Annotated in this window: 16 protein-coding genes and 1 pseudogene; 6 read left to right on the forward strand and 11 right to left on the reverse strand. The window is 58.4% G+C overall.

The window, feature by feature from the left end:
- Positions 1-562 precede the first annotated feature (562 nt).
- Positions 563-1225, reverse strand: a complete 663-nt coding sequence (locus ED661_RS04665) for a GntR family transcriptional regulator (RefSeq protein WP_122072788.1) — start codon at positions 1223-1225, stop codon at positions 563-565.
- A gap of 223 nt (positions 1226-1448) precedes the next feature.
- Here ED661_RS04665 and ED661_RS04670 point away from each other — a divergent pair, with 223 nt between their 5' ends.
- The 4 genes from ED661_RS04670 to ED661_RS04685 all read left to right on the forward strand — a co-directional run bounded on the left by ED661_RS04670 (position 1449) and on the right by ED661_RS04685 (position 6156).
- On the forward strand, positions 1449-2399 hold the full coding sequence (locus tag ED661_RS04670) for a dihydrodipicolinate synthase family protein (protein WP_122072789.1): 951 nt from the start codon (positions 1449-1451) through the stop codon (positions 2397-2399).
- Between the two features lie 2 nt (positions 2400-2401).
- Positions 2402-3334, forward strand: coding sequence for a proline racemase family protein (locus ED661_RS04675; protein ID WP_122072790.1), 933 nt, complete (start codon positions 2402-2404; stop codon positions 3332-3334).
- 44 nt (positions 3335-3378) lie between these two features.
- Complete coding sequence (locus ED661_RS04680; RefSeq protein WP_122072791.1) at positions 3379-4809, forward strand: aldehyde dehydrogenase family protein; 1431 nt, start codon at positions 3379-3381, stop codon at positions 4807-4809.
- 72 nt (positions 4810-4881) lie between these two features.
- Complete coding sequence (locus ED661_RS04685) at positions 4882-6156, forward strand: FAD-binding oxidoreductase (protein ID WP_122072792.1); 1275 nt, start codon at positions 4882-4884, stop codon at positions 6154-6156.
- A gap of 28 nt (positions 6157-6184) precedes the next feature.
- Here the strand turns inward: ED661_RS04685 and ED661_RS04690 are convergent.
- Positions 6185-6838 (reverse strand): annotated as a pseudogene (locus ED661_RS04690) (PLP-dependent transferase).
- A 95-nt stretch (positions 6839-6933) separates the two neighbouring features.
- On the opposite strand from ED661_RS04690, the gene ED661_RS04695 reads away from it, so the two are divergent.
- Complete coding sequence (locus tag ED661_RS04695; protein WP_216822432.1) at positions 6934-7425, forward strand: Lrp/AsnC family transcriptional regulator; 492 nt, start codon at positions 6934-6936, stop codon at positions 7423-7425.
- A gap of 33 nt (positions 7426-7458) precedes the next feature.
- On the opposite strand, the gene ED661_RS04700 is transcribed toward ED661_RS04695, so the two are convergent.
- The 9 genes from ED661_RS04700 to ED661_RS04740 all read right to left on the reverse strand — a co-directional run bounded on the left by ED661_RS04700 (position 7459) and on the right by ED661_RS04740 (position 16154).
- Positions 7459-8610 (reverse strand): M56 family metallopeptidase, encoded by a 1152-nt coding sequence (locus ED661_RS04700; RefSeq protein WP_122072794.1) that lies wholly within the window; start codon positions 8608-8610, stop codon positions 7459-7461.
- Positions 8600-9016 (reverse strand): BlaI/MecI/CopY family transcriptional regulator, encoded by a 417-nt coding sequence (locus tag ED661_RS04705; RefSeq protein WP_254054770.1) that lies wholly within the window; start codon positions 9014-9016, stop codon positions 8600-8602. The genes ED661_RS04700 and ED661_RS04705 overlap by 11 nt, the downstream gene beginning before the upstream one ends.
- A 284-nt stretch (positions 9017-9300) precedes the next feature.
- Positions 9301-9579: a DUF2160 domain-containing protein gene (locus tag ED661_RS04710; protein WP_122072795.1), complete on the reverse strand. Its 279-nt coding sequence runs from the start codon at positions 9577-9579 to the stop codon at positions 9301-9303.
- Positions 9579-10376, reverse strand: a complete 798-nt coding sequence (locus ED661_RS04715; protein ID WP_122072796.1) for a carbohydrate ABC transporter permease — start codon at positions 10374-10376, stop codon at positions 9579-9581. Before ED661_RS04715 ends, ED661_RS04710 begins: the two co-directional genes overlap by 1 nt.
- A gap of 14 nt (positions 10377-10390) precedes the next feature.
- Positions 10391-11254, reverse strand: a complete 864-nt coding sequence (locus ED661_RS04720) for a carbohydrate ABC transporter permease (RefSeq protein WP_122072797.1) — start codon at positions 11252-11254, stop codon at positions 10391-10393.
- Positions 11251-12357 (reverse strand): ABC transporter ATP-binding protein, encoded by a 1107-nt coding sequence (locus tag ED661_RS04725; protein ID WP_122073326.1) that lies wholly within the window; start codon positions 12355-12357, stop codon positions 11251-11253. Before ED661_RS04725 ends, ED661_RS04720 begins: the two co-directional genes overlap by 4 nt.
- Before the next feature lie 7 nt (positions 12358-12364).
- Positions 12365-13441 carry an ABC transporter ATP-binding protein gene (locus ED661_RS04730; protein ID WP_122072798.1) on the reverse strand — a complete coding sequence of 359 codons (1077 nt, stop codon included), beginning with the start codon at positions 13439-13441 and terminating at the stop codon, positions 12365-12367.
- Positions 13442-13603: 162 nt separating this feature from the next.
- On the reverse strand, positions 13604-15337 hold the full coding sequence (locus tag ED661_RS04735; protein WP_122072799.1) for an ABC transporter substrate-binding protein: 1734 nt from the start codon (positions 15335-15337) through the stop codon (positions 13604-13606).
- A gap of 385 nt (positions 15338-15722) precedes the next feature.
- Entirely contained in the window at positions 15723-16154 is a 432-nt protein-coding gene (locus ED661_RS04740) for an ester cyclase (RefSeq protein ID WP_122072800.1), read from the reverse strand.
- Between the two features lie 270 nt (positions 16155-16424).
- Here ED661_RS04740 and ED661_RS04745 point away from each other — a divergent pair, with 270 nt between their 5' ends.
- Entirely contained in the window at positions 16425-17555 is a 1131-nt protein-coding gene (locus ED661_RS04745; protein WP_122072801.1) for a class I SAM-dependent RNA methyltransferase, read from the forward strand.
- The last annotated feature ends 12 nt before the right edge of the window (positions 17556-17567 follow it).

Below are 17567 nucleotides of genomic sequence, written 5' to 3' on the forward strand. Positions count from 1 at the left end.
TCAGATCAACCGTCAATTCTTCACCCGTCTCGTTGGGGGTCAGAATCACTTTGTCGATCAACGCGCGCAGATGCTGTGACGCTTGGCTCAACCATCTTGCGCCTCACTTGCCGGTCCAGGGTTTGAGCTTTCTGGCCAAAAGTCGTTGGCGACGGCATTCGCTCATTATCCTCGGACCAATGGCGGACAAGGGCTGAATCTCCGATCCTGGCATGGAGGTCTTTGACCTGTTCTTCGTCGACCTCCGCGCTCAAATACGCCAAACGCACCTTCAAGCAGCGCAGGCTTCCATTGGTGGATCATGGTGGGATGCATCCCAAGCCGACTGGCCAATTCGCTGACCGTCTCCTCGCCCTTCAGCGCCTCTAACGCAACCTTGGCCTAAAACTCGGGGTGATCCTGCTTTCGTTTGGACATTCCTGATCTCCGTCGTATTGTAGATAAACAGACAACAAATTGCAGCTTACCTCAGTGTCCGAATTTCGGGGGGGAGCTCAGTTTTGACAAATTTTGAACGCGGTCCCTTGCAAGAGGGGGCGCGTTTTTTTTGTGACCGATCCGTTCAGCGCAGGCTGTTGATGTTCTGGATCAGAGATTCACGGGCCCCGGAAATATGCAGTCGCGTCAGTTCTGCAGCCTGGGCGGCATTGCCGGCAACACAGGCCTCCCAAATGGCGATATGTTCTTCATTGGCGCGTGCCATGCCGTTGGACATCACCAGCTGCGCGCGCAGGTAGCGATCAATCCGGTCCATGGCATTGTCGATGATATCCAGATGATATTGCAAACCACTGGCCCGGTAGAGGGTTGAGTGGAAATCACGGTTAAGATCCCCCCAGCTCATCGGATCAGCTGAAGCAGAGAATGCGGCCCAGGAAGTGCGGGCGGTGTCCAGGGTGTCCTGCGACATCAAAGGTACCGCGCGGCGGATCACCTCTGGTTCGATCAAAGCCCGGAAATCAAATATTTCCTCGGCTTCTGTGGCGGATAGCCCAGAGACAACGGCGCCCTTGTAGCGCTGCGTTTTGACCAGCCCTTGCTCTTCCAGCCTGGAGATCGCTTCGCGTACCGGGATTCGGCTGGTGTTGAACAACCGGGCGATTTCGTCCTGACGCAGGGGTTCGCCCTCTTTGACGTCGCCCTCGATGATGGCCTTGCGCAGGGCCTCAAAAACGATCGAGGACGCCGATGCAGTTTTTGAAATATCGACGGAATTCAACTTCATAAGGCACTCCTTCAATATCTCTCATAGCGGCAAATTCGTCTTCTGGAAAGCTGAGAGAGAAAATATATTGTAAATTGGATCCAATATAAAATAGAAGAACGCCAATGCAACCGCCAAGGCGCGCCTTTGCTTTTTCCTCCGGATCTCTGGGGAGGGTTGGGATTTGGTGTTTTGGTGCCCATCAATCGCCGGCCGTAGGGGCTGGCTCTGTGAGGAACAGACTATGAGCAAACCAATTTTCTCCGGGTGCATCCCGGCCCTGATGACCCCCTGCACAGCGGAGCGCCGCCCTGATTTTGATGCTCTGGTGCGCAAGGGGCAGGAGCTGATCGCGGCAGGCATGTCGGCGGTGGTTTATTGCGGCTCCATGGGGGATTGGCCGCTCTTGACCGATGCAGAGCGCATGGAGGGGGTTGCACGCCTGGTCGCAGCTGGGGTGCCCACAATTGTGGGCACCGGGGCGGTGAACAGTAAAATCGCCGCGGCCCATGCGGCCCATGCAGCTGAGGTCGGCGCCCAGGGCTTGATGGTGATCCCACGCGTGCTGTCCCGTGGATCCTCCGCTACCGCGCAAAAGGCGCATTTCAAGGCGGTTCTTGCTGCCGCTCCTGACCTGCCGGCGGTGATCTACAACAGCCCCTATTATGGCTTTGCCACCCGGGCGGATTTGTTCTTTGCCCTGCGCGCAGAGCACTCCAATCTGGTGGGGTTCAAGGAATTTGGCGGCGCTGATGACCTGCGCTACGCGGCTGAAAACATCACCGGGCATGACGACAGCGTCACTCTGATGATTGGCGTTGATACCACGGTTTTCCATGGCTTTGTGAATTGCGGTGCCGCCGGCGCTATCACCGGCATCGGCAATGCCCTGCCGCGCGAAGTGCTGCATCTGGTTGCCCTATGTGAGCAGGCCGCTGCAGGAGATGTCTCTGCCCGTATCCGCGCCAAGGAGCTGGAAGAGGCACTGGCTGTCCTGTCCTCCTTTGATGAAGGCGCCGATCTGGTGCTCTATTACAAACACCTGATGGTGCTGAACGGTGACAGCGAATATGAGCTGCATTTCAATGAAAGCGATACCCTGACAGAGAGCCAGTGCAACTATGTCGAGGCGCAGTATGCCCTGTTCAAAGGCTGGTATGCCAACTGGTCCACGCTGCCCGATGTTGCCGTCTGACGATGCGGGTGATCGACAGTCATACTGGGGGTGAGCCAACGCGGCTGATCCTGAGCGGCGGGCCGGATCTTGGATCCGGGCCGCTGGCTGACCAGGCTGCAAGGCTGGAGACGGAACATAGCGATTTCTGCGCCTCGGTCCTGCTGGAACCACGCGGCCATGACGCCATGGTGGGGGCGCTCTTGCTGCCGCCGAAAAGCCCGGACTCGGTGGCGGCAGTGATCTACTTTAACCCAGTGGGCAATCTGGGCATGTGTGGCCATGCGACCATCGGCACACTGGTGACACTGTACCATCTGGGGCGCATTTATTTTGGGCTCCACCGCCTTGAAACTCCGGTTGGGGTTGTCGAGGCAAAACTGATCTCTCCCAACCGGGTGGTGGTGGAAAACGTCGCCAGCTATCGCCATGCCAAGGCGGTTTGCCTGGAGGTGCCCGGGCTGGGGCAGATCACCGGCGATGTTGCCTGGGGCGGCAATTGGTTTTTCCTGACCCCGGACTGCCCTGCTGATCTGGAGAGTACAAACATCGCTCAACTGAGCACAGCGGCCTGTGCCATTCGCGACGCCCTCTGGACGCAGGGTATCACCGGAGCCAAAGGCGCCAGGATCGACCATGTTGAATTTCTCGGAGCGCCGCAGTCGCCACAGGGGCATGGGCGCAACTTTGTGCTCTGTCCGGGTGGCGCCTATGACCGCTCCCCCTGTGGCACCGGCTGTTCCGCCAAGCTGGCCTGCCTGGCCGAGGATGGGCTGCTTGATCCGGGAACATCTTGGATTCAGGAGAGCATTATCGGCAGCACCTATACCTTAAGCTATCGCCGCAATGACCGGGGGCAGGTGATCCCACAGATCGAAGGCGAGGCCCATGTCACCGCTGATGTGACCCTGCTTTTTGGCAAGGACGACCCCTATCGCACCGGCATTCGGGCCTGAAACCAGGCCTGAAACCGGGCCGAAAATCCAAAGGACTATTTTAAATGGACTATAAGAACCTGATCGCAGGCCAGTGGGAAGCAACCAGCGAAGCCTGCCCCAATGTGAACCCGTCGGATGTCAGCGATGTGATCGGCACCGCGGCGCAAAGCGATACAGCCGATATGGATCGCGCAATCGACAGCGCCAGTGCTGCTGCTCCGAGCTGGGCGGCGGCGACACCGCAGATGCGCTTTGATGTGTTGGATTTTGTTGGCAGCGAAATCCTGGCCCGCAAGGCCGAGCTGGGGCAGCTCTTGTCGCGCGAAGAAGGCAAGACCTTACCTGAAGGCATTGGCGAGGCAGCCCGTGCGGGACAGATCTTCAAGTTCTTTGCCGGGGAATGCCTGCGCCAAACCGGCGACCGCTTGGCATCGGTCCGCCCCGGTGTCGAGGTGGATGTGACCCGCGCGCCGGTTGGCGTTGTTGGTTTGATCACGCCATGGAACTTCCCCATCGCCATCCCGGCCTGGAAAATTGCTCCGGCCCTTGCCTATGGCAATGCGGTGGTAATGAAACCAGCCGAGCTCACGCCCGGCTGTGCCTGGGCCCTGGCAGAGATTATCTCGCGCTCGGGGCTGCCCGAGGGTGTGTTCAATATCGTCTTTGGCAAGGGCTCCGTGGTGGGGCAGCATATGGTGGATCACCCAAAGGTCGATGCTGTGTCCTTTACCGGATCGGTGCCAACCGGGCGTGGCATTGCTGTTGCCTGTGCCGGGTCCATGAAGAAGGTGCAGCTGGAGATGGGCGGCAAGAACCCGATGGTGGTGCTGGATGACGCTGATCTGGATCTCGCTGTCGAGGCCTGTCTGAACGGAGCCTTCTATTCCACGGGTCAACGCTGCACCGCTTCTTCGCGCTTGATCGTTACCGAGGGCATCCATGATCGCTTTGTCGCCGCACTTACAGAGGCGATGCAGGGGCTGAAGGTTGGCAATGCGCTGGAAGCGGGCATCCAGATGGGGCCAGTAGTGGATGCGCGCCAGCTGGAGCAGAACCTGTCCTATCTGAAGATCGCAGCAGAGGAAGGGGGCACTGTCATTGGCGGCGAAGGCCTCAGCCTGGCGCAGGAGGGGTTCTACATGGCACCCGCCCTGGTCACCGAAACCCGCAACGACATGCGCATCAACCGCGAAGAGGTCTTTGGCCCGGTGGCCTCGGTCCTGCGGGCCCGCGACTATGACGAGGCGCTGGCGCTGGCCAATGACAGTACCTTTGGTCTCAGTGCCGGGATCTGCACCACCTCATTGAAACGGGCGAGCCATTTCAAGGCGCAGGCGGAGGCGGGCATGGTGATGGTGAACCTGCCCACCGCTGGCGTCGACTATCATGTGCCCTTTGGCGGCACCAAGGGATCCAGCTATGGCGCGCGCGAACAGGGCTCATATGCGGCTGAATTCTACACCCGGGTAAAGACGGCCTATACACTGCCCTGACATCGCGAGATAACCCCGCCTGAGGCAGAGTGATTTGCCTCAGGTGATTTGGCACGAAGTGAGGAACGGGTGATGGGCAATGTGGCGGCAACGGATGTCTCTTCGCAGGCAGGCATGACAATTGCCGTCATCGGCGGTGGCATTGTTGGGGTAAGCTGTGCCCTGCGCCTGCAAAGCCTCGGCCATCAGGTGACGGTCTATGACCGCAAGGGGTTGGCGGCAGAGGCCTCTGCGGGCAATGCCGGAGCCTTTGCCTTTAGCGAGATCATTCCGCTGGCCACGCCCGGCATGATGCGCAAGGCACCAAAATGGCTGTTGGATCCGATGGGGCCCTTGTCGATCCCGCCACGCTATGCCCTCCAGCTGACTCCCTGGCTGCTGCGCTTTTGGCGCGCCAGCTGGCAGGACCGCTATGCTGCCTCGATGAGCGCGCAGGCGGCGCTGATGGGATTGGCCCGGGCAGCCCTGGAGCGCCAGATCAGCGACACAGATGGCGAATCCCTAATCCAGCGAGACGGTCAGTTGCAACTGTTTGAGGGCGAAAAGGAATACCGGGCCAGCCTGCCAGCTTGGGAGGTGCGTGGCGCCAATGGCACCCGCTTTGACCTGTTGCAAAACCCGGATGAGATTGCCGAAATCCAACCGGGCCTGAGCCGCCAGTTCACCCATGCCGGCTATACCCCGGACTGGATCAATACCGTGGATCCCAAGACCTGGTGCGAATATCTGGCCGGGCAGTTTCTGTCCCGGGGGGGGCGTATCGAGGTGCAGGAGGTCAAATCTCTCAGCGCCGACCGCAGCTCTGTAGCGCTGGATCTGGGCAGCCACAAAATCACGCCGGACCGGGTGGTGCTGGCGGCAGGGGCCTGGTCGCACCACCTGGCGCGCGGGCTTGGCGATGTGCTGCCGCTGGAGACAGAACGCGGCTATAACACCACCCTGCCTGCCGGGGCCTTCGATCTCAGGACCCATGTGACCTTTGGCAGCCATGGCTTTGTGGCCAGCAAGATCAATGGTGGCGTGCGCATTGGCGGCGCGGTTGAACTGGGAGGGCTGAAACTGCCACCCAACTACAAACGCTCTGAGGTGCTGTTGAAAAAGGCCTGCCGTTTTATGCCGGGGCTGGACAGCTCTGATGGCACCCAGTGGATGGGCTTTCGCCCCTCGATGCCTGACAGCCTGCCGGTGATTGGGGCCTCCACAGCATCAGATGCGGTGATCTACGCCTTCGGCCATGGCCATCTGGGTCTCACCCAGTCGGCGGCAACGGCAGAATTGGTGGCGGATCTGATCAGGGCCCGTCCCCCTGAAATCGCGCTGGCGGCAGTTTCGCCGCAGCGGTTCTAACGCTTTCAGATTTCCAACAGGGCCGCTGTCAAGCGGCCTGTTCGCTGACGGTATCCAGAGATTGCTTCAGGTCACGCAGGATATCTGCGGGGTCTTCCAATCCGGCAGACAGCCGTACCAGCACCTTCGGTGCTGCGATGTTCGACGCGCTCTTCCGGCGTGTAGGTGGAATGGGTCATTGAGGCTGGATGCTGGACCCGCGTTTCCACATCTCCCGGCGAAACCGCACGCGTGATCAACCCAAGCCGGTCTCGCTGCCAGCCCGCTTTTGAGATCAAAAGCAATCATGCCGCCCGGCAACGTCATCGCCGTGCCCGCCCAGGTATTTGGTGGCAGAATGCAGCACCAGATCGGCGCCCAGCTCGATGGGGCGGGTGAGAGAGGGGCTGGCATAAATGTTATTCACCACAACCCTGGCGCCATGGGCATGGGCGATCTGGCTGGCGCCCTTGATATCAACCAGGCGCATGTTGGAATTGCGGGAAAAGACATGACCGGCGCGTTCCCCTGCAAACATCTCACCGCCGGTTTGGGCCGTTTCAAAGGCAAAGGCAAAGGCAAAGGCAAAGGTAGAGGTGAGATGCAATGGTGGCGTCAGCGCGCCTTTGTTGGCCTGCGCGTCATGGGCGTGATGAATTGCCTGGGAGGCAAAACCAGCTGTGGTATTGGAGGGATGGTTCATTGCAGTCTTCTGTCACAGCGTTTCCGCTATAATACCTTGATGTGTGGTGTTGAAAGTGAGATTTATGACTACGATTTGGGGAAACTTGGCAGAAAATGCCAATTTTATGGGGTGACCACGTGGCGACATTGGACCAAAAAGACCGTCAGATTATTCGTGCTCTGCAACGAGATGGCCGGATGTCTAACCAGGATCTGGCCGAGGCAGTGAACCTCTCACCCTCTCCCTGTTTGCGGCGGTTGCGCAATTTGGAGAAATCCGGGGTGATCATCGGGTTTTCCGCCCTCGTAAATGCCAAACTATACGGGCTGGGCATGGAGATCTTTGTGCGCATTCGCCTTGAACGGCACCACGAAGAGGTGGTGCAGAATTTTGAGCGCCGGGTCACCGCGATGCCGGAAGTGTTGGAATGCCATATGATGACCGGCCAAGTGGACTATCAACTGCGGGTTCTGGTGGCGGGGCTGGACGCTTATGAGAATTTCATCCGCAACAAGATCCACCCCATCGGAGGGGTCGGGTCGATTGAAACCAGTTTTGTCTACGGCACGGTCAAGCAAACAGCCGTTTTCCCTGATATGGAATAAGTTTAAAACTGGCTTGCTTAGCGTCCAGATTGCTCAGCGTTCGGCAGGCATAAAGCTACCCTGCAAGATATCACTGGCCGACACGACTGTGCTGGGGGAGGCGTTGCGGCTAGCCATGCGCTCGAGATTGACAATCGTCGACAACATCAGCCGATCATGGCTCCAATCACCGGGTCGCTGCATCAGCACGGCAGTGGCGAAAACCGAAGCAACCATCAGACCGGACACCAGCGCCCAACCCAAACCGGTTTGGTCATGCGGGGCCTGTGTGGTGACGGCAATGATACGCTGCTGCAGCGTTGACGCGCGGCGCGTTTCACGCTGGTCAACCAGAGCAACAGCGGGGCTGCGACGGCTAAAGAAAACACGCTCCTGTGCGGCCTGGGCGCAGGCGCGGATCAGACATTCGCAATAGGCGCGGATATCGAGGCCCGGGCGTGCCATCAGCGCCTGATCGCAGGCGAACTCCCGCAGATGCCGGACTTCGCGCCGCCACAGGTAAAAGGCGGGGTTCCAGAACAGAAGCGGGCGTAGCAGTTCCAACAGGAATTCGCATTCGATGTCTCGCTGGCGGAAATGCTGCAGCTCATGCGCCAGGGTGAGTTTGAGATCCTGTGGCTGGCTTAGCAGGGCCGAGGGCAAGACCACATAACGGTTGAAAATGCTGCGGGTGGAATAGGCGACCGGAGTCTCATCGGAGACCAAAATTCGGGTGCGACCAATGCTTTTCCAGACATAGCTGCGACGCAATGCGCGGCGCAGGCGATAGACCGAGGAGGCCAATTGAGCGGCGCTGATCAGGCCACCAATAGCCAGCGCGCAGGTCAGCAGCCGGGTCCAGAGTGGCTGCTGGGTAGAGAGCACCCGCACGGTGTCCTCGCGTAGCCCAAGCAGGGTCTCAAAACTGGTGGCGCTCATGCTGACATTGCCCTGCAGGAACTGTGAGACCAATAGATCAGATATATTGGGCGGATGTGCCATCACCAGGCGGGTGAAGGCAAACATCATAAAGGGAGAGAGCGCCAGCAACAGGGTGAGCGTATTCATCAGCCGCAGCTGGGCGCCAAAAGCATGGGTCAGCTGGGTATGGGACAGGAGTTTTCGCACTGAGAGCCAAAGCAGGGTGCCCGCGAGCACCAGAAGGTTCAGATCCAGATAGCTATTTATCAGCGCGTCAGTTTCCATTGTCCCCCAACCTTTCGTTCAGCAGCGCCCGCATCTCAACGAGCATGTCGTCGGTAACTTCTTCATCGTCAACGAGGCGCGCGACCAGAGCCGCAGGTGTGTCGTTGAACAGCTTGCTCGAAAGGTTTTTCAGAGAGGTTTTTTGATACTCTGCTTTGGGAATGGCGGGGCGGTAGATCAGCGAACGGTCTGCCCTATCGCTGGTAAGAAAGCCCTTTTGTTCCATGATTTTGAGAACCGTGGCCACGGAGGTATAGGCGCGTTCCTGCGCCTGGTTCAGCACAGCGAGAATTTCCCTGACGGTGCCGCCCCCGGTGGCCCAAACGACGGTCATGAATTCAAGCTCAACCTCGGTCAGCAGTGAATTGTCCTGTTTCTTACGCATGTCGTCTGATGTCCGGTCCATTTTGGTCTTTCAGCGATGCTAGTGGAAAGCAGCGGGTTTGAAAACTATTTCTTTAGCAGAGGGCGGGCCTTGCCAAAATGTGCGCTTCCGCGCGCCGATTTCAATCTGAGGAGAGGTGATATGCCCACCCAACCTCTGGAGACTGAGGAGGGGTTGGGAGATTTGCTGAGACGGCCTGAAGGGCAGATCTGCCCTTCAGGCCCATGGCAATTGTGTTCAGGTTTGCGCGTCAAGGGCAGGCCGCTGGCGCGGCGCCTTTGGCGCCCTTGACCCGCAGTGTGGGGTTAGACCTTCCAAAAGGTGAAACAGCCCCAGGCGATGGAGAGCCCCAGTGGTGCCCAGAGGGGCATGCCGATGAGCCCGAGCCAGGCGAGGAAGATATAGCTGGTGCCCAGAAGGGTGATGAACAGACGATCCCCGCGGGTGGTGGTGAGACCCAGAACACCGCGGCGCGTGTCACCGCCGGGGGTGCGGATTTCGAGTAGCACCAGCACGCCAATCGCGGAGAAGATCCCGATGAAGACCAGCGCCGTGGGCCAGGTCCAGGCCATCCATGTCAGCATTATACCCTCCCCATCGCAAAACCCTTTGCGATGTAATTGCGGACAAACCAAATGACGATGGCGCCCGGAATGATTGTCAGTGTTCCTGCTGCGGCCAACAGGCCCAGCTCATAGCCCGCGCTTGAGGCGGTTTTGGTCATGGTGGCGGCGATGGGCTTGGCGGCCACGGCTGTAAGGGTCTTCGCCAGCAAGAGTTCGACCCAGGAGAACATGAAGCAGAAGAAGGCGGCAACGCCGACGCCTGCCTTGATTGATGGGATAAAGATGGTGCCAAAGAAGCGCGGGAAGGAATAGCCGTCCACATAGGCGGTTTCATCCAGCTCCTTGGGGATGCCTCCCATGAAACCCTCGAGGATCCAGACCGCCAGTGGGATGTTGAACAGGCAATGGGCCAGGGCCACCGCCAGATGGGTGTCAAAGATGCCCACAGCGGAATAGAGCTGGAAGAAAGGCAGAGCAAAGACAGCCGCCGGTGCCATCCGGTTGGTCAAGAGCCAGAAGAACAGCTGTTTGTCCCCCAGAAAACGGTAGCGCGAGAAAGCATAGGCCGCGGGCAGGGCAACCGCCACCGAGATCACCGTATTGATGCTCACGTAGATGATCGAATTGATATAGCCCCAATACCAGGTCGGGTCGGTGAAGATGGTGGCGTAATTCTCCAGTGTGAAGGTCTGCGGGAACAGCGAGAAGCCCGAGAGGATCTCGTTTGTGGTCTTAAAGCTCATCGCCACCAGCCAGTAGATCGGCAGCATCAGGAAGAGGATATAGACAATGGGGATGATGGATCGTTTCTGCATCTCTCAAACCCTCCTTAGTTCAGATCGTCTTTGGTCATCAGCGTGTAGAACAGCCAGGAGACCAGAAGCGTGATTGCAAAGTATATAAGTGACATGGCGGCTGCTGGGCCGAGGTCAAACTGACCCAGGGCGATCTTCACCAGATCAATCGACAAGAGCGTGGTGGAGTTGCCGGGGCCACCACCGGTGAGCACGAAGGGTTCGGTGTAGATGTTGAAGCTGTCCATGAAGCGCAAGAGGATGGCGATGGTCAGAACCGTCTTCATCTTGGGCAGCTGGATAAAGCGGAACACCGCCCAATTGGAGGCACCGTCGATCTTGGCTGCCTGGTAATAGGCGTCGGGGATCGAGACCAGCCCGGCGTAGCTGAGCAGCACCACCAGCGAGGTCCAGTGCCAGACATCCATGGTGACGATGGTCACCCAGGCGGCCAGCGGGTTCTGGGTCATATCATAGGTGACGCCCAGCACATGGTTGAGGAAATAGCCCAAAAGGCCAATGTCGGGCAGGGTAAAGATGTTCCACATCGCGCCCACCACGTTCCAGGGGATCAGCATCGGCAGCGCCATGGTAACCAGACAGACCGGCACCCAGAAGCCTTTGCGCGGCATCGACAGCGCGATAATGATGCCCAGCGGCACCTCGATGATCAGGATCAGGAAGGTGAACAGGAACTGACGCCCCAGGGCGGCGTGAAAACGGTCAGAGCGCAGGATCTGTTCGAACCAGTCCAGCCCCTGCCAGAAAAACACGTTGTCGCCAAAGGTCTCCTGCACCGAGTAATTGACCACCGTCATCATCGGGATCAGGGCATTAAAGGCCACCAGCACCAACACCGGTAGCACAAAGAACCAGGCTTTTTGGTTTTCGGTTTTCATCGCGCGGCCTCCGCTGAGGTTTGAGGGTCACTGGCCAGCCAGCCGTCCACATAGAGCCGGGTCTGATCTCGGTGGAAATCCAGATGCACTTCTGCGCCTTTTGCTGGGGTGTTGTTTTGCTCTGCACCCTCGAGGATGGCATTGATACGGGTGCCATTGGCATGGCATTCCACCACCGTGTGACGTCCCACATCCGAGATCTTGGTAACAGTTGCAGGCAGCCCCTTGTCGGACAGAGTCACAAATTCAGGCCGGATGCCGATCTCGGTCTCCCCAAGGGCATCACCTCGGATTGGGCCTTCCAGGGCAATTTTATGCGCGCCAAATCGGGCACAGCCGCCCTGCAAATCACAGGGCAGGATATTCATGCCGGGCGAGCCGATGAAATGGCCGACAAAGGTATGGGCGGGACGTTCAAACAGCTCGACAGGGGTGCCGATCTGTACCACTTCGCCGTTCTGCATCACCACAACCTGATCGGCAAAGGTCAGCGCTTCGGTCTGGTCGTGGGTTACATAGATCATCGTGGCTTTGACGCGCTGGTGAAGCTCTTTGAGCTTGGAACGGAGCTTCCACTTCAGATGCGGGTCAATCACCGTCAGCGGTTCGTCAAACATCACCACGTTGACGTCTTCACGCACCAGTCCGCGACCCATCGAGATCTTTTGCTTGTTGTCGGGGGACAGACCAGCAGCCTTTTGGTCCAGCATTTCGGTGACTTCCAGCATCTCGGCAATGGCCATGACGCGGGTCCGCACCGTGGCCTCGTCGCGGCCACGATTGCGCAGCGGAAAGGCCAGGTTGTCGTAGACCGTCATGGTGTCGTAGATCACCGGGAACTGGAAAACTTGGGCGATGTTACGTTGATCCGGTGGCAGGGCGGTGACATCCTGGCCGTCAAACAGGATCTGCCCCTCTGAAGGGACCAACAGGCCTGAGATGATGTTGAGCAGGGTGGATTTGCCACAGCCCGAGGGGCCAAGCAGCGCATAGGCACCACCGTCGCTCCAATCCAGATCGATCTCCTTCAACGCATAGTCTGACGGGGATTTGGGCGCGGGCATGTAGCTGTGCCGCAGCTTTGAAAGGGTAATTTTAGCCATATCTGCCTCAGGCTGCGCGGGAGCCATCGGGTGCAAAAAAGTAGCACGCCGAAGGGTCCAAATAGAAGTCATGCATTTCGCCAATCTCGTAGGGGTGTACCCCTGCCGCGAGAGAGACCCAATTGGCATGGGTGAGACCCAGGCCTAGATCAAAATGCGCCGAGCTTTCCGAGCCGGAGAGCTCGGTCACCTGCACTTCACCCGCAAGGCGCACACGGGCCTTGTCGCTGGGCGTGGGCAGCACGTGATAGGGGCGCACCGCAACCGAATAGGGCCCATCGGCCAGGTTGGCGGCGGCGCCGCTCAACTCCCAGGCAACATTGGGGCCCATGCGGACCTGGCTGCCCTGTTTCACCACTTCGGCGGTGTTGATGGGTGGGTCGGAAAACACCCGGGCCGCATCCAGATTGCCGGGGTTGCGGTAGATTTCGGCGGTGGGGCCAAACTGGGTTACACGGCCATCGCGCATCAAGGCGGTCTTACCGCCCAAGAGCAGTGCCTCTTCGGGTTCCGAGGTGGCATAGACCACCACAGCGCCACGCCCGGCAAAAAGCTCTGGCAACTGGTCGCGCAATTCCTCGCGCAGCTTGTAATCGAGGTTGGCGAGGGGCTCATCCAGAAACACCGCGCGGCTCTCCTTGGCAATGGCCCGCGCCAGGGCGCAGCGTTGCTGCTGGCCGCCAGAGAGTTCATGCGGGCGACGCTGCAGCATCGGTTCAAGCTGCAGGATCTTGGCCGCCTCGGCGACGCGATCTTCGATCTCGGACTTCGCCATCCCAGCCACCTTGAGGGGCGAGGCGATGTTCTCGTAGACCGTCATATGCGGATAGTTGATGAAAAACTGGTGCACCAGACTGATGTTGCGTTTCTGGGTGCTGAGCCGCGAGACATCTTCACCCTCCATCAACACCTGACCGCTGGCCATGGGGTCCAGTCCTGCCATCAGTTTGATAAGTGAGGTCTTGCCCGACCCGGTGGCGCCCAACAGGACGTTGAAATGACCGGGCTCCAACAGCAAGGAGGTATCCTTGATATGGGTGACCGCGCCAACGCGCTTGGTCACGTTTCTTAGTTCAAGTGCCATCGTTATTTAGCTTTCCGGCAACCGGCCATGCAGCAAAACTGACAGGGGCCGTGTCTGTACGTATGCAGGGGAGAAAGAGCCCCGAAGCATTGCAAGAACAACGCTGCGGGGCAAAGTATCGGGCCAGAGCCGAAGGGGATCCGGCCCGACGGGGAGGCGCGGTTACTGCGAGGCCCAGCGGGCGACCAGCTCGTCATAGTTGACGGTCTGACCTGCAGGTTTCTCGTTCTCCAGCGGAGGCTTGGCACCACCGTTGGCATACCACCACTCGGCGTCCTTTTCCTCGTTCAGACGTGGACCACAGCCGCCGTAGATTTCTGCCTGCTCATCAGCACGCTGCATCCGGGCCATGGTGATGTCCATTTCCTCGGCCAGACGGTTCATCGCTTCTTGCGGGGTAAAGGCACCCGAGTTCACGTCACCAATCTGCTGCCACCAGATCTGCGCCAGCTTTGGATAGTCAGGCACGTTCACACCAGTTGGTGACCAGGCCACACGATCCGGCGAGCGGTAGAATTCTACCAGACCACCGAGGTTTGCGGCACGCTCCGAGAAGCTCTCGTGGTTGACCGAGCTGTCACGGATGAAGGTCAGACCCACATGGGACTTTTTCACGTCAACCGTTTTGGAGACAACAAACTGAGCATAGAGCCAGGCCGCCTGCGAACGCTCCAGTGGGGTCGACTTGAGGAAGGTCCAGGAACCAACGTCCTGATAGCCAACCTTCTGGCCTTCTTCCCAGTATGGGCCGTGTGGGCTGGGGGCCATGCGCCACAGCGGTGCACCGGCTTCGTCCACGGTGTTGTTGCCTTCGGACTGCGGTTTTACCATGTCGGCGGTAAAGGCGGTGTACCAGAAGATCTGCTGGGCGACATTGCCCTGCGCCAGGGCGGGCAGCGACTGGTAGAAGTCATAGGACGCTGCACCGGGAGGTGCATATTTGCGCAGCCATTCGTCCCATTTGCGGATCGCATAGACCGCAGCCGGACCGTTTGCAGCGCCACCACGGGAAACACTTGCGCCCGCAGGGTTACAGGAGCCGGCTTCCATGCGGATGCCCCACTCATCGATTGGCACGCCGTTTGGCTCGCCTTTGGAGCCAGCACCGGCCATCGACAGCCAGGCATCGGTCATCCGCCAGCCAAGATCCGGCGCACGTTTGCCATAGTCCATGTGGCCGTAGATCGCTGTACCGTCGATTTCTTTTACGTCTTCGCTAAAGAACTCGGCGATGTCTTCATAGGCGGACCAGTTGACCGGAACACCCAGATCATAGCCGTATTTCGCCTTAAAGGCTTCTTGCAGATCGGCGCGGTCAAACCAGTCTTTGCGGAACCAATAGAGGTTGGCAAACTGCTGGTCGGGCAACTGGTACAGATCGCCATCAGGACCGGTGGTGAACTGAGTGCCCATGAAATCGTCGAGGTCAAGACCGGGGTTGGTCTGGTCCTTGAAATCACCCGCCATCATGTCGGTCAGGTTATGGGCCAGCTGCAGCCGCGAGTGGGTGCCGATCAGATCCGAGTCATTGACATAGGCATCATAGAGATTGCGCTGTGTCTGCATCTGGGTCTGAACCGCTTGCACCACTTCACCTTCGCCCAGGATCTGGTGGTTCACCTTGATCCCGGTGATTTCTTCAAAGGCTTTGGTCAGAACTTCCGACTCGTAAGAATGCGTCGGGATCCCCTCGGAGAGCACGTTGATCTCCATACCTTTGAAGGGCTCCGCAGCGGTGATAAACCACTGCATCTCGCTCATCTGTTCATCTTTGGTCAGGACCGAGGGCTGAAACTCCTCGTCGATCCACTTAAGTGCGGCTGCTTCATCGGCATAGACCGCCTGTCCCGCAGCCACGGCGCATACCGCTGCTGCGGACAAAAGATACCTGCGCATCTTTTTCCTCCCTAAAAGTCTGTAAGGCCAGCTGCGCTCTCTCGCATCTGACTGGCATTTAGGTTCCATATTGACGTCATGGTTGTCAAACTAAAAATTTAGTTTCAAGCAATCATATGAAAAGATTGGAAAAATAAACACTTGAAATGTGGAGGTTGGAACCGCCTTCGAGACTGGTCAGGCCTGGACGGTTGTTGCGTCGCAGCATTTTTCGGAGGATGAGAAGCGCTGCATTTTGCGTTTTGAACAGCAAAGGCTCACAGCGTGTACATATTGGAAGCTGCGAGGCCTCGCAGTTTGGTCAGGAATTCATCGGCTTAACGATTCTTCTCGCAACTAGGCTGCGAGACCTGGAGTAGAGCGACCCGAATCTCCAATACTTGAGCTAGATCCAGGTCAGTTTTTGTCCCGAAAGACATGCCGTCAAAGCCTCGGGAGGGAGCTGGCCCAACTGTTCAAACAAGGTGAAACTGTCGAACTTTGATGTCAGTTCAACAATCTTTTTCTCCCGAAACCGGATAAGCGCTATCCCCTCAACCTTTAAGGGGGTTGCTCCATCAGCCCCCTGTGCGGTCATCACATATCTGGTGGAGGTCCAGTCATTGCTTTCGAAAAACAGGAGGAATTCAACTTTCAACGGACCAGTGAGCATGTGAACTGTCTCGACCAAGATTGGAAAATCCTTTCGAGGGGCTGGCAGCCCGTCCAGCAAGTCATTTTCATCCAAAGACGGGTCAAGCATGTCATCCAACACAGACATATTGCCGTTTTCCCAGATCTCTACAAACCAGCGCTCAACTAAGTCCCGATTACTCATGTTATGTTCTACTTCTACCCAAGACCAAAAATGATACCGAAGGAGGCGCAACTATAGAGATCGTACTGCGAACACAATCAGGAAAGCTATAGCAATAACCTGTTCAGGCTTCCATCATCCTAAAGGAGTGGCGAGCATAGTACGCAAAAGTCAAATCACCAGTTGATTGAAGCCTGCTTTACCAACTCGTGGTGACTGTACGTCTGTCTCGCTGCAAACAATGTCTAAATAGCCATCGCCGCGCGCCCTCAACCGGGGTAAGAAAGCCGCATGAGCGATATAGACACATTCGAGATTTTCCTGACCGCAGCCCCCGGGTTGGAAGCCGCCCTTCTGGCGGAGACCCGCGAGGCCGGTTTTGCCGAAGCCAAATCCGTGCCCGGTGGCGTCACTGTTCAGGGTGATTGGCGCGAGGTCTGGCGCGCCAACCTCTGCCTGCGCGGCGCGGCCCGGGTGCTGGCCCGCATTGGCGAGTTCCGCGCCTTTCACCTGGCCCAGCTGGATAAGCGGTCGCGCAAATTCCCTTGGGGCGAGGTGCTGCGTAAGGATGTGCCGGTAAAGGTCGAAGTCACCACCAACAAGAAATCCAAGATCTACCATGCTGGTGCCGCCGCCCAGCGGGTGGAAAAGGCCCTGGTTGAGAGTTTTGGTGCGACGGTTTCAAAAGAGGCGGCTCTGACTCTGAAGCTGCGGATTGACGATAATATGTGCCAGTTCAGCGTTGATACCTCAGGGGAAGGGCTGCACAAGCGCGGTCATAAATCTGCGGTCGGCAAGGCGCCGATGCGGGAAAATCTGGCGGCGCTGTTTCTGCGAGACTGCGGTTTTGACGGGGCCGAACCTGTGATGGACCCAATGTGCGGCTCTGGCACCTTTGTGATTGAGGCCGCCGAGATCGCTCTGGGACTGGTACCGGGGCGCAGCCGCACCTTTGCCTTTGAACAAATGGCCAGTTTCGACGCCGATGCCTATGAAGCGCTGAAGACAGAGCTCACGCCGCAGGATGTCGATGCCTCGGCGCTCAAGTTTTATGGCTCTGACCGCAACGCGGGCGCGGTTGAGATGGCCACGGCCAACGCCGAACGGGCCGGGGTGGCGGGCTGCACGCAGTTCAGCCATCACGCGGTGAGCGACCTGATGCCGCCAGAGGGGGGCAAGCCCGGCCTGGTGATCGTCAACCCGCCCTATGGCGCCCGGATCGGCAATAAGAAACTGCTCTTTGCTCTCTATGGCGCGCTGGGCAAGGTCCTGATGGAGCGGTTTTCCGGCTGGCGGGTCGGCATTGTCACCAGCGAGACAGGACTGGCCAAGGCCACGGGGTTGCCGCTGTTGCCACTTGGGGCTCCGGTGGCCCATGGCGGTTTGAAAATCCGCCTGTTCAAGACCAAACCCCTGCCGTGACGTGAGGCTCTG

Origin of the sequence: Pseudophaeobacter sp. EL27, assembly GCF_900313025.1 — a bacterium.
Taxonomy (GTDB): Bacteria; Pseudomonadota; Alphaproteobacteria; order Rhodobacterales; family Rhodobacteraceae; genus Pseudophaeobacter.

Excerpts from the sequence above, each read along its gene's own strand:
- ED661_RS04715 (WP_122072796.1), bottom strand. The coding sequence starts at position 10,376 with ATGCAGAAACGATCCATCATCCCCATTGTCTATATCCTCTTCCTGATG.
- ED661_RS04725 (WP_122073326.1), bottom strand. The coding sequence starts at position 12,357 with ATGGCTAAAATTACCCTTTCAAAGCTGCGGCACAGCTACATGCCCGCG.
- ED661_RS04740 (WP_122072800.1), bottom strand. The coding sequence starts at position 16,154 with ATGAGTAATCGGGACTTAGTTGAGCGCTGGTTTGTAGAGATCTGGGAA.
- ED661_RS04680 (WP_122072791.1), top strand. The coding sequence starts at position 3,379 with ATGGACTATAAGAACCTGATCGCAGGCCAGTGGGAAGCAACCAGCGAA.
- ED661_RS04745 (WP_122072801.1), top strand. The coding sequence starts at position 16,425 with ATGAGCGATATAGACACATTCGAGATTTTCCTGACCGCAGCCCCCGGG.
- ED661_RS04705 (WP_254054770.1), bottom strand. The coding sequence starts at position 9,016 with ATGGACCGGACATCAGACGACATGCGTAAGAAACAGGACAATTCACTG.
- ED661_RS04720 (WP_122072797.1), bottom strand. The coding sequence starts at position 11,254 with ATGAAAACCGAAAACCAAAAAGCCTGGTTCTTTGTGCTACCGGTGTTG.
- ED661_RS04685 (WP_122072792.1), top strand. The coding sequence starts at position 4,882 with ATGGGCAATGTGGCGGCAACGGATGTCTCTTCGCAGGCAGGCATGACA.
- ED661_RS04675 (WP_122072790.1), top strand. The coding sequence starts at position 2,402 with ATGCGGGTGATCGACAGTCATACTGGGGGTGAGCCAACGCGGCTGATC.
- ED661_RS04730 (WP_122072798.1), bottom strand. The coding sequence starts at position 13,441 with ATGGCACTTGAACTAAGAAACGTGACCAAGCGCGTTGGCGCGGTCACC.
- ED661_RS04670 (WP_122072789.1), top strand. The coding sequence starts at position 1,449 with ATGAGCAAACCAATTTTCTCCGGGTGCATCCCGGCCCTGATGACCCCC.
- ED661_RS04695 (WP_216822432.1), top strand. The coding sequence starts at position 6,934 with ATGCCAATTTTATGGGGTGACCACGTGGCGACATTGGACCAAAAAGAC.
- ED661_RS04710 (WP_122072795.1), bottom strand. The coding sequence starts at position 9,579 with ATGCTGACATGGATGGCCTGGACCTGGCCCACGGCGCTGGTCTTCATC.
- ED661_RS04735 (WP_122072799.1), bottom strand. The coding sequence starts at position 15,337 with ATGCGCAGGTATCTTTTGTCCGCAGCAGCGGTATGCGCCGTGGCTGCG.
- ED661_RS04700 (WP_122072794.1), bottom strand. The coding sequence starts at position 8,610 with ATGGAAACTGACGCGCTGATAAATAGCTATCTGGATCTGAACCTTCTG.
- ED661_RS04665 (WP_122072788.1), bottom strand. The coding sequence starts at position 1,225 with ATGAAGTTGAATTCCGTCGATATTTCAAAAACTGCATCGGCGTCCTCG.